Source organism: Aquibium pacificum (genome assembly GCF_040839445.1).
Lineage (GTDB): Bacteria > Pseudomonadota > Alphaproteobacteria > Rhizobiales > Rhizobiaceae > Aquibium > Aquibium pacificus.
Genome location: NZ_JBDPGJ010000006.1, coordinates 48,232 through 62,344, shown reverse-complemented (window position 1 = coordinate 62,344; position 14,113 = coordinate 48,232). Strand labels below are relative to the sequence as shown.

The 14,113-nt window shown below is 64.7% G+C and carries 12 protein-coding genes and 3 pseudogenes; 7 read left to right on the top strand and 8 right to left on the bottom strand.

What is annotated here, in order from left to right:
* Window positions 1-10: 10 nt before the first annotated feature.
* The 8 genes and pseudogenes from ABGN05_RS23660 to ABGN05_RS23620 all read right to left on the bottom strand — a co-directional run.
* The gene (locus ABGN05_RS23660) at window positions 11-778 is read right to left on the bottom strand and encodes an enoyl-CoA hydratase/isomerase family protein (protein WP_367956516.1); all 768 of its coding nucleotides are present in this window, start codon (window positions 776-778) and stop codon (window positions 11-13) included.
* A 7-nt stretch (window positions 779-785) separates the two neighbouring features.
* Entirely contained in the window at window positions 786-2,843 is a 2,058-nt protein-coding gene (locus ABGN05_RS23655) for an acetate--CoA ligase family protein (RefSeq protein WP_367956515.1), read from the bottom strand.
* A gap of 11 nt (window positions 2,844-2,854) precedes the next feature.
* A complete protein-coding gene (locus ABGN05_RS23650) occupies window positions 2,855-4,249 on the bottom strand; it encodes an MmgE/PrpD family protein (RefSeq protein ID WP_367956514.1) in 1,395 nt (464 codons plus the stop codon).
* Window positions 4,250-4,252: 3 nt separating this feature from the next.
* Entirely contained in the window at window positions 4,253-5,047 is a 795-nt protein-coding gene (locus tag ABGN05_RS23645) for an enoyl-CoA hydratase/isomerase family protein (RefSeq protein ID WP_367956513.1), read from the bottom strand.
* 2 nt (window positions 5,048-5,049) lie between these two features.
* The gene (locus ABGN05_RS23640; protein ID WP_367956512.1) at window positions 5,050-5,814 is read right to left on the bottom strand and encodes an enoyl-CoA hydratase/isomerase family protein; all 765 of its coding nucleotides are present in this window, start codon (window positions 5,812-5,814) and stop codon (window positions 5,050-5,052) included.
* Window positions 5,815-5,837: 23 nt separating this feature from the next.
* Window positions 5,838-7,031: a CaiB/BaiF CoA transferase family protein gene (locus ABGN05_RS23635; protein ID WP_367956511.1), complete on the bottom strand. Its 1,194-nt coding sequence runs from the start codon at window positions 7,029-7,031 to the stop codon at window positions 5,838-5,840.
* A gap of 287 nt (window positions 7,032-7,318) precedes the next feature.
* Complete coding sequence (locus tag ABGN05_RS23630; RefSeq protein ID WP_367956510.1) at window positions 7,319-7,531, bottom strand: iron-containing alcohol dehydrogenase; 213 nt, start codon at window positions 7,529-7,531, stop codon at window positions 7,319-7,321.
* Between the two features lie 123 nt (window positions 7,532-7,654).
* Window positions 7,655-8,070, bottom strand: a pseudogene (locus ABGN05_RS23620) (IS21 family transposase); the annotation flags it as partial.
* A gap of 62 nt (window positions 8,071-8,132) precedes the next feature.
* Between ABGN05_RS23620 and ABGN05_RS23615 the strand changes: the two are divergent.
* The 7 genes and pseudogenes from ABGN05_RS23615 to ABGN05_RS23585 form a co-directional block, all read left to right on the top strand.
* Window positions 8,133-9,047 (top strand): annotated as a pseudogene (locus tag ABGN05_RS23615) (Mu transposase domain-containing protein); the annotation flags it as partial.
* Window positions 9,048-9,060: 13 nt separating this feature from the next.
* Window positions 9,061-9,487, top strand: a pseudogene (locus ABGN05_RS23610) (ATP-binding protein); the annotation flags it as partial.
* 141 nt (window positions 9,488-9,628) lie between these two features.
* Window positions 9,629-10,795: an acyl-CoA dehydrogenase family protein gene (locus ABGN05_RS23605; protein WP_367956509.1), complete on the top strand. Its 1,167-nt coding sequence runs from the start codon at window positions 9,629-9,631 to the stop codon at window positions 10,793-10,795.
* Window positions 10,796-10,919: 124 nt separating this feature from the next.
* Window positions 10,920-11,969 (top strand): TRAP transporter substrate-binding protein DctP, encoded by a 1,050-nt coding sequence (gene dctP / locus ABGN05_RS23600; protein WP_367956508.1) that lies wholly within the window; start codon window positions 10,920-10,922, stop codon window positions 11,967-11,969.
* 105 nt (window positions 11,970-12,074) lie between these two features.
* Window positions 12,075-12,980, top strand: coding sequence for an HpcH/HpaI aldolase/citrate lyase family protein (locus ABGN05_RS23595; RefSeq protein ID WP_367956507.1), 906 nt, complete (start codon window positions 12,075-12,077; stop codon window positions 12,978-12,980).
* Window positions 12,981-13,015: 35 nt separating this feature from the next.
* Window positions 13,016-13,486, top strand: coding sequence for a MaoC family dehydratase (locus ABGN05_RS23590; protein WP_367956506.1), 471 nt, complete (start codon window positions 13,016-13,018; stop codon window positions 13,484-13,486).
* A gap of 48 nt (window positions 13,487-13,534) precedes the next feature.
* Window positions 13,535-14,113, top strand: coding sequence for a TRAP transporter small permease subunit (locus ABGN05_RS23585; protein ID WP_367956505.1), 579 nt, complete (start codon window positions 13,535-13,537; stop codon window positions 14,111-14,113).

Here is a 14,113-nt window from a genome sequence, read left to right as displayed (position 1 = left end):
CTTGGTTGAATCACATCGCCCAGCGCGGCTTTCGCTTGTCCCGGAACGCGGCGAAACCTTCCTTCGCGTCTTCGGTCTGGCGGCCGACAAGGACTGCGTCGACGCCCGCCGCAATTCGGGATTTCGGCGTTAGCGATAGCATTTCGCGCAGGAGTCTCTTGGATGCGCGCATGGCCATCGGACTGCCGCGGCTCAGGCGTTGAGTCCAGTCATCCAGCATGCTCTGCCCGTCGCTGGCCGGAACCACTTGGTTCACAAGCCCGTATTGCATGGCTTTGCTCGCGTCGAACCGCTCGCCAAATAGGATGATTTCACCTGCTGTGAGGATGTTCACACGCTCTGCAAGCAGCGCCATCGTCACCCCCGGCACAAGTCCATGATGGACCTCCGGAAATCCGAACTGGGCTTCGTCCGTGGCAAGGACCAGATCCGCGGCCATCGCGAGTGAAGCGCCCAGGCCAAGTGCATATCCATGGACATAGGAAACGAGCGGGCAGGGCAGCTGCTGCACTCCTTCCAACAGGGTGACGATGCGGTCGATCCAGGCTTCGGCAGCGGCGGGGTCGTCCTTGTTGCCGCCGCCGAGATCGGCGCCGACGCAGAAGGCCCGCCCGCGGCCCCGAATGACTGCGCAGCGCGCGCCCTGTGTAGCGATTTCTTCGACGGCCGCTTCCAGCGCGTCGGCGAGTTCCTGACCGACAGCGTTGAGCTTTTCCGGACGGTTGAGTTCAACGGTGGCGACATCGTTCGAAAATTTAAGGACGACTTGCTTGCTCATGACCGCCTCAGCCGGTTTTCTTGACTACGACATCCACCGCGACCACAGCGTCGGCGGTGGCGATAACTGGATTGAGGTCCACGCCGGCAATCTCCGGTGTCTCGGCCACGAGCCGTGACACCGTCTCGACCAATGCAGCGAATGGCTCGAGATTGACAGGCTTCCTGCCCCTGAAACCCGCCAGCAGCGGCCAGCCCTTCAACCTGCGCATGGCGTCCAGGGCGTTGTCCCTGCTGCATGGCGCCAGCAGAGTAACCGTGTCCTCGAAAACCTCTACGAAGATGCCGCCGAGACCGAACGTAACGGTGGGGCCGAACACCGCGTCCCGGCTCGCTCCCACAAAGAGTTCAAGTCCCGCATGGTGGCGCTGCGCCAGGATTTCGCCGGCCATCCCCGCCTTTTCCAGGGCCGACAGCAGGGCCTCATATGCATCCTCGGCCTCCGCTTTCGACCGGATGCCCAGCCGCACCAGCCCGAGGTCGGACTTGTGCGCCAGCCCCGGCACCTCGGCCTTGAAAACCGCGGGCGCTTCGACGGTACGCAGTATATCTCCTGCCGCTTCGCGATCAGCGACTACATATTGTTGGGCGAATGGGACGCCCGGAAGCAAGACTTCCGCTTCGGAGCCGGTGACGACCTGCTCCTCGCCCGCCGCCATGGGGGCGAAGGCAGCTCGACACGGCTCTTGGGGAAGGGGCTGCCGGAGGCAATCCGCGAGTACCTCGACGACCGCCGTCGGGTAAGGCGCCAGCGCCACGCTGGACTTGGTCAGCTGCTCGGTCAGTTCGGGCGTCGCCATGCCGCATACGATGACCGGCTTGTCAGACCGTGACGCAGCGTTGGTCACGCCCTTCGCCATGACCGGCCCCAGCACATCCGACAGCAGGGCGTAGGCCAGCCAGACCACAACGACATCTACGCTGTCTTGCCCGAGCATATAGTCGATCAGCGGCTCGAGGGCGTCGGGCGTATTTGCCATCTGCCCGGAGGCGTCGAGCGGATTGGAAAATCCGACCAGCGGCAACCGTGCCTTCAGATCGGGGGGCGGAGGACCGACCGGCGGAACCGCGATGTCACAACGCTCGGCTGCGTCGAGCAGAACGGTGGCAACACCGCCCGACAACGTGACGATGCCCAAGTTGGAACCAGCCGGTTTCTTCGGCATGTCGAGGACCCGCACGAGATCGATGAAATGTGCCTCGTCGCGCGCCCGTATCGCGCCGGCGGTGGCAAGCGCCGCGTCCCATACGGCGTCCCGACCCGACAGTGCGCCGGTGTGAAGCTGGACCGACTGTGCTCCGGCTTCCGAACGGCCGATTTTCAGCACCACCACAGGAATCCCGCGATGGCGGGCGGTAGCGACGGATTCCAGCAACAGGGTGGAGTCGCGGCAGCCTTCGATGATGAGCCCGATCACGCTTATTCCGGGCTCGCGGGAAAGAAACTCCACGCATTCCGCGCAATCGATGTCGGCCTCGTTGCCGGTATCGATCATCCAGCGGGTTCCGATTCCCAGATCCCGGAGCTGTGCTGCGCCCAGATATCCGCCCAGCCCGCCGCTTTGCGCGACGACGGCCACGTTTCCGGGTCGCACGCCGCTGTCGATATCGGTACCGAACGTGGCGTAAACGGAAGTGTTGTGATTGCGAAAACCGATCGTGTTCGGGCCTATAAGGCGTACGCCGCATTCTGCGGCAACGCTGGCAAGCTCCTCCTGCCGTAGGCGCCCTTCAGGTCCCGCCTCGGCGAAGCCCGCCGCTGTCACGACGCAACCGGCTATGCCCTTCGCGCCGCATGCGCGGACCGCGTCGATTACATGGGCGCTCGCCAGCATCAGCACCGCGAGATCGATACCGTCGGGCAGACTTGCAATGTCCGGGAAACAGGGGCGCCCCTGTACCTCGTCATACTTTGGATTGACACCGTAGACGTCGCCGTCGAAACCATGGTCACGCAAATAGCGGAGTGGGCGACCGCCGATCCGGCGCGGATCATTGCTTGCGCCAACCACGACGATCGATTTCGGGGCGAAGATACGGTCCAGACTGCGGCTGGCGTTCAGCATGCGATTATTCCTCAAGCCGGTGCGACGTCACCGGTGACGTTTCGGAGTACGGCCACGGCATTGTCTGCCCTGCCGATGACGGTCAGCGCTTCGAGCCTGGCGACCGCCAGATCCTCGCGGAGCCCGGCGATGCCGCAGCACCGAATGAATTTGTCGCGCAGGATGCGATCGATGTTCGGGTCGCCAGATCCGCCGCTCGGGCGGTCCACCGTCCTGGTGATTTCGCGGCCGTCCGCGGTCAGCAGCGTCAACCTCGCGGGCGACACCGAGCGGGTCTGATCGCTGGACCAGTCGTCGCCGATGTCGACCGACACCTTGGCCGCCACGTCCAGCAGGTCCGCCCGCGCGATCGCGGTTTCCGTGAAATGCTCCAGACCTACCTGTCCGTCGACCAGTGCGGCGGCAACTGCGAACGGAATGGAAAATTGCGCGTCCACAACGTTGCGCGGCTTCCGTTTCACCGCGATCGGGTCTCCGGTGCTGTTATAGGCCTGTCGGTTCACCGAGACGTGGATCGATTCCAAATTGGCGGGCGATGCGTTTTCGGCGCGTGCCGCGAGCGCGGCTTCCAATGCGGCGTGTGTCCAGCGGCAACATGGATAGGGCTTGAAGCTCAGCTTCTCGATCTCGAATTGCTCTCCGAGACCGCGGGCGATTTTCGAACGGTCGTAGTCACTCGCCTGATAGACCGCGTAGAACCCGCGCTTGCCCTCGAACACCTGCCGCGCTCCCGTTATGCCGGCGGCGGCCATGATTGCGGCAAGCGTGCCCGCCTTTGCCGCCAGCCCCGCCTGCAGGCGTTTGGCAAGCGCGCCATCAATCGTCGCCTGGCCGTTACCCGCGGCCTGCGCATAGGCCAGCCCGAGCGCGTTGAGCGTCTGCTCCGCATCGAGTCCGAGCGCGCGAGCCGCGCCTGCCGCGGCCCCGAAGGTGCCGCACAGGGGTGTAAGCAGCCAGCCGGTCTCGCCCGGTCCGCAGTTTGTGGCGAGCGCCAGCCGGCAGGCGACATCGACCCCGACGGCAATGCTTGCGATCAGTTCCGAACCCGGAATGTTGCCGCGCCTTTCGGCGGCGGCTGCCACTGCCGGAATGACGGTGATGCCCGCGTGAAGAATCGCGCGGTCATGTGTATCGTCGAACTCAACGGCATGAGAGGCGATACCGTTATAGAGCGCCGCCCAGGGGGCGGGGGCCGCCTCGGCGTTGAACCACAGTCGCGCTTCAGGCTTGCCTGACCAATCCGATAAGATGCCGCGGATTTCACCAACGCCGCCGGAGCCCAGTCCCGCCGCGGCGCAGGCCAGCGTATCGATGAGATCGTTCAAGGTCGACGCTTGCGCCTGAACCGGAAGGTCCGCTGCGCCAGACGCAAACTCGGCGAGGTCTTCGGCAACATCCCGTGTCATTCTTCACTCGCCCGTGTAGCGGGGTTTCCGCTTTTCCCGGAACGCGGCGAGACCCTCGTCGCGATCCTTCGAGGCAAGACATGCCTGGTACGCTTCCGCTTCGAACTGAAGGCCTATGTCGAGACCGATGTTCATGGAGGCGTTGACCGCCTTCTTTGCCTGGGTGAGCGCCATCGGCGCGCTCTGTTTCATCTCCTCGGCGATCTCGCGTGCCACCCGCTCCGCTTCGCCCTCGGGCGTCAGCCTGTTGAGGATGCCAAGATCGAAGATCTGCCGCGCCGTCATCTTGCGGCCGGTCAGAATGACCTCCTTCGCCTTGTGGACGCCGATCATTCGCGAAAGACGCTGGGTCGCGCCGCCGGCGGGTATCACACCAAGCCTCGTCTCCGGTAATGAGAATTCCGCGTTTTCGGACGCCACCAGGACATCGCAGGCGAGGGCGAGTTCAAAACCGCCGCCGAACGCAAAGCCGTTGATTGCGGCAATGACCGGGCAGCGGGCCGCGCTCATCGCGCCGAACATCAGGGGGGCCAGCCGACGTCGGCGCTGGACGTCGGCTTTCGTCATCGTCTGGCGCTCCTTCAGGTCGGCGCCGACAGAAAACGCCCTGCCGTTGCCGGTCAGGATGGCCACCCACGCGGAGGTGTCGTCATTGATGTTTCGGAAGGCCTGAAAGATATCCTCGTAGAGCACGATGTTGATCGCGTTGAGATTATCCGGACGATTGATGGCGACGCGGGCGATATGGTCCTCGACAGTGACGTCGAGGGTTTCAAAACTGCCGTAGGATTGGGCCATGCCTATTTCCCCTTGCCGTCTTTTTCGAAGAAAGCCGCCGCGCCGCGCATGCCGGCGTCGGTCATGCGCATTCTCAGGTTGACGTCACGCGCCCGCGCCAGCGCGGAGTCGAAAGGAAGCTCGGCCACCTCGTAGAACAGGCTCTTTGTGAAGCTGACTGCAGTCGTCGGATGGCCGCCGATTTCGGCCGCGAGTGCAAGTGCCCGCGCCATCAGCTCCGCCTTCCCCACGACTTCGTTGATCATCCCCAATTCCCGTGCGCGATCGGCGGTGGTCCGACGGCCGGTAAGCAGAAGTTCGAGCGCGGTGCGCCGGCCGACGAGCCGCGTCAGGTTCACCATCACCAGTGCCGCGACCAGACCGCGGGGCGTCTCCGGATAGCCGAATTGTGCGGTGTCGGCGGCCACGACCAGGTCGCACGCCAGTGCCAGGCCGCAACCGCCGGCCAGGGCGTGCCCGTTGACGGCTGCGATTACCGGTTTGCGGAGCCGAGGCAGCAGGCGATGCAATTCCATCGACGCTTCGGCTCGCGCGAACGCCGCTTCCACGCCGACCGGGGCGATTTCCTTCAGGTCCGCGCCGGCGCAGAAAACGGGATCAGCGCCGGTAATGACGATCGCCTTGATGGCTGGGTCACTATCGAGCCGTCGCAGACGCCTCTTCAGATCATCTACAAGCGCGCGGTTGAGCGCGTTGCGCGCGTCGGGCCGATTGAGCGTCAGGACAGCGGTGCCGCCTTCGACGCGTTCAAGCACCGGTTCACCCATTGCTCCGATTTTCCTCTTTCATGCTACACCACCCCGGATTCGCGCATTCGCAGGATGTCTTCCGGACTGCGCCCAAGGCTTTTGAGAATCTCGTCGGTATGTTCACCAAGGTCGGGGGGCACGCGGTTCATCCGGACCGGTGAGGCGCTCATGCGAAACGGAAGGTTGAGGGCCTTCACCGGGCCGCCGGTCGGGTGGTCGTATTTGAAGACCATTTCGCGCGCGACGACCTGGGGATTCTGGAACAGTTCGTCGAGCAGCAGGATGGGTCCGGCCGGTATGCCGGCTGCCAGAAGCTTGTCTTCCCATTCTGCCGATGTGCGGGTGCGGAAAATCGCGCACAGGCGCGAGTAAAGCGCGTCTTGGTTGTCGATCCTCGCCAAATTGTCGATGAACCGCGGATCGTCGGCGAGTTCCGGCGCGCCCACGACGTCGCAGAAGGATTTCCATTGGCGCTGGTTGGGAACGAGTTGCAGGTACTTTCCGTCGCTGCACTCGAACGCCGCAGACGGTACCCGCACCGGGTTTTCCGTTCCCGAGCGGGGCGGCACGCGCCCTCCGTTGAGGACTGCCGTGCCCAGAATGGTCGTGAGCGAAACCATCACGTCCATCATCGATATGTCGAGATACTGGCCTTCGCCGGTCTTTTCGCGATGAACGATTGCGGCGAATATCGCATTCGATGCCGCGAGCCCCGCGGCGATGTCGGCGACGGGAATCATGGACTTGATCGGCCCGCCGCCTTTCTCTCCGGTGACGCCCATCAGGCCGCCCATCGCCTGCAGGATGGGGTCGTAGCCTTTGCGGTCGCGGTAGGGGCCGTTCTGGCCGAAGCCGGAGATCGAACAGTAGATCACGTCGGGCCGCTTGCTGCGGATGGCTTCGTAGCCGACACCGAGGCGGTCCGCGACGCCGGGCGTGAAGTTCTCTACGAAGATGCCGCTGCGCCCGGCAAGTTCCAGCGCTACGGCACGGCCCTCATCTGACTTCAGATTGAGCGTGACAGACTGCTTGTTGCGATTGAGCGTCGCGAAATAGGTGCTGAGGCCCGCTCCCAGTTTCACCGGCCACGTGCGTGTTTCATCGCCGGAGGAGGGTTCTTCCACCTTGATGACTTCGGCGCCCATCTCGCCCAGCATCATTGTGCATAAAGGCCCCCCAAACGCGCGTGTGAGGTCCAGAACGCTTTCGCCGAACAGCGGGCCATGCGCGCTCATGCTGGCAGGCTCCGGCCGCTGGGGTGCGGGAAAATCTGGAAAACGCCGCAAGACAATGCCAACGCTCGCTCCGTGGACATACGGTTTGGAGAGTGTCAGCTTGGGCTTCCGGCGGAACTGAGCGCTTGAAGGCGCTCCACCTGATCCGGTGCGGCTTTGACAATGACCAGTGATGCTTCGCAGACGATTGGCACCCGGTCGTCATGAAAAGGCTAGACCGCCTCTCCAACATTGTCAAACCCGACATCCTGTCCGGGCTCCCTGCGCCCGCGACGAGCGTTTAGCCGCTACCAGGCCTCTTCGAGAATGGCGAGCACGGGCTCGACCGTATCGGTTCGGCTGGGATTGAAATAGAGGCTGCGGTCGCCCATGACATGTCGTGCGATGGCTGGAAACAGTTCCTTGGAAAGACCAACCTCACGCAGGCGCGTCGGTACGCCGAGCTCGACCTGCAGCGCCTTTACCGCGTCGATCGAAGCAGCCGCTTTCGCAATGTTCATCTCCCCGGTGGCTGCGCCATCGGTGGCGCATTTGCCGGGCCAGCTTCTGATACTCGCGCTGGAAGGTCGGCAGATTGAGGGTTTTGAGATAGTGGGAAAGCAGGATGTCGGGTGCTTCAGTGCTCATGCCGCTTCCTCCCCTTCAGTGCCGGCAAGCAGGCGCATGTAGGCCTTGACCGGGGTCTTCTCGACATTCGCCCTTGGCAGGTACGGGTAGATGGACAGGTCCAGTCTGGTGGCCGGCGCTCCACCCGGCACAGGATGAGATGTTTGACCGCGTCGAAGCCGATCGCCCCGATCTGAATGGGCTGCTTCACCGCCGCATGCAGATCGGCGAGCCCGAAGCTTTCCAGCAGACGCAACACGTGCACATACTCGCGCCGGCCATGCTTTGCCATGGGCGCCTCCATCAGGCGACGCAGCGTGGCGAATTCCCCGGGCAGGTCCCAGCCTTGTAATGGTGCGGCCTGGTCCAACGCGTTGATCCTCTGCTCGATCAGCGGCAGGTAATGCAGCGGGTCGAAGATGACATCTTGTCGCTTGGCAGTTAATTGTAAGAATGCGCCGGTTTGGTTCAGGCGTGGCATTTAAGTGCCAAGTGACAGTTCCCGACAACGCCAAGGTGGCGGTGATCAAGGCCTGCCTCTACGACCCGCAGGTCAACCGCTCCTATGCCGAGATGGCGGCGCATTACGGCAGCTCGGTGCTGCCGACGCGCCCGCGGCGGCCGCGCGACGAGGCCAAGGTCGAGGCTGCGGTGCGGATTGTGGAGCGCTGGCTTCTGGGCCGGCTGCGCCACCGCGTCTTCTACAGCCTGGCCGAAGTCAACGCCGCGATCGGCGCGCTGATGGCCGATCTGAACGATCGCCGGGTGCTGCGCCGCGTCGGCCGGACCCGGCGGCAATTGTTCGAGGAGGTCGACCGCCCGGCATTACGTGCACTGCCGGCCGAGCGCTATGTCTACGCCGAATGGCGCGTCCGCCGGGCCGGCCTCGACTATCATGTCGAGATTGACCGCCACTATCACTCGGTCCCCTGGCGCTTCGCGCGCGAACAGGTCGAAGCGCGCATCACAGCCAATACCATCGAGCTGTTCCGCAAGGGCGAGCGGATCGCTGTCCACCGGCGCTCCAGCGGCAACGGAAAGCACAGCACCGTGCCCGAGCACATGCCGTCCGCGCATCGGCGCTTCGCCGACTGGACGATCGAGCGGATCAGCCGGGAAGCCTCGGCAATCGGCTCCGACGCGGCACTGCTCGTCGAGAAGATCCTGGCCGATCGACCGCATCCCGAGCAAGGCTTCCGCGCCTGTCTGGGCATCATCCGCCTGGCTAGGGGCTTTGGCCGAGAAAGGGTCAACGCCGCCTGCGGCCGCGCGCTCGCGATCGGCGCGCGGACCTACGGCTCCGTGCGCTCCGTCCTCGACAACGGTCTCGACCAGGCGTCGGCGAAGTCCACGGCGTCGGCGAAGCCGATCGACCACCCCAACATCCGAGGTCCCCGCTACTACCACTGAGAAGGAGAACGACATGCTTACCCATCCCACCCTCGACCGGCTAAACGCTATGGGCTTGACCGGCATGGCCCGGGCATTCGACGAACTGGCCGCCAATGGCGAGGCCGAACAGCTCAGTCACGCCGAATGGCTCGGCCTGCTCATCGACCGGGAATGGAGCTCGCGCTACGCGCAAGCTCGCCGTCCGCCTGCGCTTTGCCAAGCTGCGCCATCAGGCAGCCCCCGAGGATGTCGACTATCGCTCAGAGCGCGGCCTCGACCGCGCTCTGTTCCTCAAGCTCATCGCCGGTGACTGGATCGACGCCCACGACAATCTGGCCATTTGCGGGCCGTCAGGCGTCGGCAAAAGTTGGCTGGCCTGCGCGCTTGGCCACAAGGCCTGCCGCGACGATCGCTCGGTTCTCTATCAGCGCGTGCCGCGCCTGTTCGCCAATCTGGCGTGCAAAACCCGCACTGAAATCGCTGCCGTTGTTGGTTGACAAATGGCGTGAGATCACTAGCATTAATATTCGCACAATGTTCAGATTTTCGAACAAAGATGCAAGCTGAAGCTGTTCGGCTGCGCCAAGAAGGAGGATGCGATGGACTACCGAATGACGGACGACCATCGCACGATCCGCGCCTCCGTCATGGACCTGTGTCAGAAGTTCCCGCCGGAGTACTGGCGGGAGAGGGACGCCAAGGGTGGCTTTCCCGAAGACTTCTACCGTGCCGTCGCCGAGAATGGCTGGCTGGGCATCGCCATGCCGGTGGAATACGGGGGCTCGGGGCTCGGGATCACCGAGGCGGCAGTGATGATGCAGGCGATCGCCGAATGCGGCGGCGGGCTCAGCGCCACCTCGGCTGTGCACATGAACATCTTCGGCCTCTCGCCGGTCGTCGCCTTCGGCACCAAGGACCAGAAGAAGCGCATGTTGACGCCACTTATCAAGGGCGAGACCAAGGCGTGCTTCGCGGTGACTGAGCCAACCACCGGCCTCAATACCACCAAGCTCAAGACCCGGGCGGTGCGCAAGGGTGACACCTATTACGTGAGCGGCCAGAAGGTGTGGATTTCGACGGCGCAGGTCGCCGACTACATGCTTCTTCTCGCCCGGACCACACCGCTCGAGGAGTGCAAGAGCCCCACCGACGGGCTAAGCCTGTTCTACACCAAGCTCGACCGCAACTACGTGCAGGTGCGCGAGATCGACAAGATGGGCCGCAACGCCGTCGATTCCAACGAGCTCTTCATCGACGATATGCCGGTGCCGGCGGCCGACCTGATCGGGGAGGAGGGGAAGGGCTTCCGCCACATCCTGCACGGGATGAACGCCGAACGGGTGCTGGTCTCAGCCGAATGCGTGGGCATCGGGCGCTACGCGCTCACCCGGGCGACGAAATACGCCAACGAGCGGATCGTCTTCGACCGGCCGATCGGGCAGAATCAGGGCATCCAGCACCCGCTGGCCCGTGCCTGGGCGCAACTCGAAGCGGCCAACCACATGGTCTTCCAGGCCGCAACGCAATACGACCGCGGCGAATCCTGCGGGATCGAGGCCAACGCGGCGAAGCTTCTGGCCTCGGAGGCCGCCTTCTTCGCCTGCGAGCGGGCGATCCTCACCCATGGCGGGTTCGGCTATGCCAAGGAATACGATGTCGAGCGGCTCTTGCGCGAGGTGATGATCCTGCGCATCGCCCCGATCTCGACCGAGCTCGTCCTCAGCAACATCGCCGAGAAGCAGCTTGGCCTGCCCAAATCCTACTGAACCGCCAAATGTGATCGCAGCTCCGATGGAGGAGGGCGGCGGTGCGCCCGGCTCAAATGCCGAAGGACCGAGGAAAGTCACAACAGTATGCGAGGGGAGGAACCCCCGCAGAAGGGAGGACCACATGAAATTCTCAATCAAGAACTTCTCGATCAGAGCCGCGGCTGTGGGCGTCGCGCTCGCCGCGGCTCTGACGTCCGCCGCCCGCGCGCAAGACACGATCGAGCTTAAGATCGCCCATCCCTTTCCTACCACCCACTACCTGGTCGAGCACGGTCTCGACGTCTGGGTAGCTGCCTTGGAGAAAGAACTGGGCGAGCGCGTGAACTTTACGATTTACCCCGCGCAGCAGCTCGGCAAGGCGGCCGAAGCGCTTAACCTCGCCGCGAGCGGGGTGGCTGACCTGGTGCTCACCGCCACCTCCTACCATCCCGCGCAGCTCACCGTCTCGGCGGTCGCCGAGCTTCCGGGAATGTACGATGACATCTGCGTGGCCAGCCGCGCCTCGATGGAACTGTCCGCGGAGGGCTCGTTCTTCGACGAGGTCGACTTCGCGCCGAACGGTGTGCGCGCGATCTACAATGTCAGCCTGCCGATCTACAAGGTCATCACCGCGAGCCGCAAGATCGAGACGCTCGAGGATCTCGAGGGCGTGAAGCTGCGCACCACCGGCTCGGCGATGGACGCGACGGCGCGGTCGCTCGGCGCGGCGGCGACGCGGATGCCTTCGGCCGAGCTGTTCCAGGCGGCGCAGCGCGGCACCGTGGACGGGGCCCTCTATCTCTACAACGGGATGCCGCCCTACGACCTGCAGACGGTGTTCAAGCACAGCACCGAGGGCGTCAGCATGGGCAGCACCCATCTCGTGCTGCTGATGAACCGCGAGAAGTTCGACGCCCTGCCGGCCGACATTCAGGAGACTTTCCTCCGCCACGGCGTCGCCGCCGCTGAGAAAAACTGCGCCTGGATGGCCGAGAGCGAGACCGCCGTGCGCGACAAGATGGTGGCGGAATCCGGGCTTCAGGTGGTCACCCTCAGCGCGGACGAGCAGGCCCGCTGGGAGGAGCGGACCGCCAAGGTCGCCGACGAGTGGGCGCAGTCGATCGGCGCAGAGGGCCAGCAGGCACTCGACGCCTATCGCGACGCGGTGGAGCGGCTTGCGGCGCAGAACTGAGGCCAGACCCGCCGGGTGTGATCCCCGGCGGGAAAATCCCGCACGCCCGTCTGTCCTGTTGTGTCTGGGGCGCCCCCCCGGCGCAGCCCAGTTGGAGATCCCGCCATGACACATCTTCCCAGATCCGCGATGCGGCCGATCCGCTCGTTCCTGTTCGTTCCCGGGCACCGCGAGAGCTGGATCGACCGCGTCGCCGGCCACGGCGCCGACGCGGTGATCCTCGATCTGGAAGACAGCGTGCCCACCGACCACAAGGAGGCGGCGCGGGCGCTGGTCGCCGACAAGATCGCCGGGCTCGCCGCGGCGGGCCAGCGCGTCTATGTGCGCATCAACCGCTCGCCCGCGCTTTATGATTTCGACGACATCCTCGCCGTGACCCGCGAGGGGCTCGAGGGGCTGGTGCTGTCGAAGCCGGGCGGGCCGGAAGACATCCAGATCGCCGCCGCGCTGGTCAGCGAGGCCGAGATGCGGAACGGCCTGGAGCTTGGCCGCATCGCGCTTACCCCCACGCTGGAGACGGCACGCTCGATGCAAGTGGCCTATGAGATCGCGCTGAACCCTCGGGTCAATGCGATCTGTGGCGCCAGCGCCAAGAACGGCGACTCCGCCCGCGCGCTCGGCATCGAATGGAGTCCGGAGGGCACGGAGACGCTCTACATGTCGCAGCGCACCGTCATGGCCGCGCGGGCAACCGGGAAGATGCCGCTCGGCGGGCTCTGGCAGGACGTGCACGATCTCGAGGGGCTCGAACGCTACGCCCGCCGCAACCACGCGCACGGCTTCGTGGGCGAGATGATCCTGCACCCGTCGAACGTCGCCGTGGTCAACCGCGCCTACACCCCGACGCCCGAGGAGATCCGCTATTTCAAGGGCATGATCGAGGCCTACGAGAAAGCTGTCGCGCAGGGTATCGGCGCGGTGATCTACGACGGCGACCACGTCGATCTTGCTCATGTCCAGACCGCCCACGCGGTCGTCGCCCTGGCCGAAGGGGCCGGCGGCGAGGACTGAGCACATCACCGACACGACAGAGGGAGGACCCTGCAATGCAAGCCACCGTATCCGGCAAGTACTACGAAGAACTCGAACCCGGCCAGATCTACCGCCACGCGATCACCCGCACGGTGACCGAAACCGACAACCTGCTGTTCTCCGCGCTCACCTACAACTCGCAGCCGCTGCACCTCGACGACGAGTTCTGCAAGAACACCGTGTATGGCCGGCGGCTAGTCAACAGCATCTTCACGCTGGGTCTCGTGGTCGGGGTGGGCGTGGGCGAGCTGACGCTGGGGACGACGCTCGGCAATCTCGGCTTCGGTGAGATCACCTTCCCCAAGCCCGTGTTCATCGGCGACACGTTGCGCGCCGAGACCGAGATCATCGCCAGACGCGAGTCGCGCAAGAACCCGAATGCCGGCATCGTCACGTTCGAGACCCGCGGCTTCAACCAGCGCGACGAGATGGTGGTGAAGGTCAATCGCGTCGGCCTGATGATGAAGCGCCCTGCCAGCGCCTGAGGCACAGGGGCGGACACACGGATGCTGTCCAGGAACAGGGAGGTGCAGATGAGGTGGCTGTCTTGGGCGGGCCGCGGGGTCGACGGGCTGGAACGGCTCGCGATCACAGGGGCCAGCCTGTGCATCCTGGCAATCATGGTCGTCGTCGCGCTCGACGTGGTGATGCGCTATGCGTTCCATGCCCCCCTGGGCTGGGTTTATGATCTGGTCTCCAACTACCTGATGGTCGGGGCCTTCTTCCTCGCCGTGTCCGAGACCTTCCGGCGCGGCGGACACGTGGCCGTCGACCTCTTCCGAAACATGCTGCGTCCCCGCGTGCGGCGCTGGATCGACGCTGGGAGTGCGCTGATGGTGCTGCCGGTGCTGCTGGCCATGGTGGTGACCGGCTGGCAGTCCACCGCCCGGAGCCTGGCGCGAGACGAGGCGATTCCCGGGGTGATCGCCTGGCCGATGTGGGCCAGCTACGTCTTCGTGCCGCTGGGTGTCGGGCTTCTGCTCTTGCGCGTGGCGCTCCATCTCGCCGACCTGCTGTGGGGCGGGCGCGGCCACGTGCCCGAGGTCGTGGACCATCTCCATGCCAAGCCCGCCGCCGCAGCCGGGTCACCGTCGCAGGGAGAGGACCGGTGA

What these genes read in the sequence shown, in the direction of transcription:
- ABGN05_RS23660 (WP_367956516.1), bottom strand. Translation starts at nt 778, where the DNA reads ATGAGCAAGCAAGTCGTCCTTAAATTTTCGAACGATGTCGCCACCGTT.
- ABGN05_RS23655 (WP_367956515.1), bottom strand. Translation starts at nt 2,843, where the DNA reads ATGCTGAACGCCAGCCGCAGTCTGGACCGTATCTTCGCCCCGAAATCG.
- ABGN05_RS23650 (WP_367956514.1), bottom strand. Translation starts at nt 4,249, where the DNA reads ATGACACGGGATGTTGCCGAAGACCTCGCCGAGTTTGCGTCTGGCGCA.
- ABGN05_RS23645 (WP_367956513.1), bottom strand. Translation starts at nt 5,047, where the DNA reads ATGGCCCAATCCTACGGCAGTTTTGAAACCCTCGACGTCACTGTCGAG.
- ABGN05_RS23640 (WP_367956512.1), bottom strand. Translation starts at nt 5,814, where the DNA reads ATGGGTGAACCGGTGCTTGAACGCGTCGAAGGCGGCACCGCTGTCCTG.
- ABGN05_RS23635 (WP_367956511.1), bottom strand. Translation starts at nt 7,031, where the DNA reads ATGAGCGCGCATGGCCCGCTGTTCGGCGAAAGCGTTCTGGACCTCACA.
- ABGN05_RS23630 (WP_367956510.1), bottom strand. Translation starts at nt 7,531, where the DNA reads ATGAACATTGCGAAAGCGGCTGCTTCGATCGACGCGGTAAAGGCGCTG.
- ABGN05_RS23605 (WP_367956509.1), top strand. Translation starts at nt 9,629, where the DNA reads ATGGACTACCGAATGACGGACGACCATCGCACGATCCGCGCCTCCGTC.
- dctP (WP_367956508.1), top strand. Translation starts at nt 10,920, where the DNA reads ATGAAATTCTCAATCAAGAACTTCTCGATCAGAGCCGCGGCTGTGGGC.
- ABGN05_RS23595 (WP_367956507.1), top strand. Translation starts at nt 12,075, where the DNA reads ATGACACATCTTCCCAGATCCGCGATGCGGCCGATCCGCTCGTTCCTG.
- ABGN05_RS23590 (WP_367956506.1), top strand. Translation starts at nt 13,016, where the DNA reads ATGCAAGCCACCGTATCCGGCAAGTACTACGAAGAACTCGAACCCGGC.
- ABGN05_RS23585 (WP_367956505.1), top strand. Translation starts at nt 13,535, where the DNA reads ATGAGGTGGCTGTCTTGGGCGGGCCGCGGGGTCGACGGGCTGGAACGG.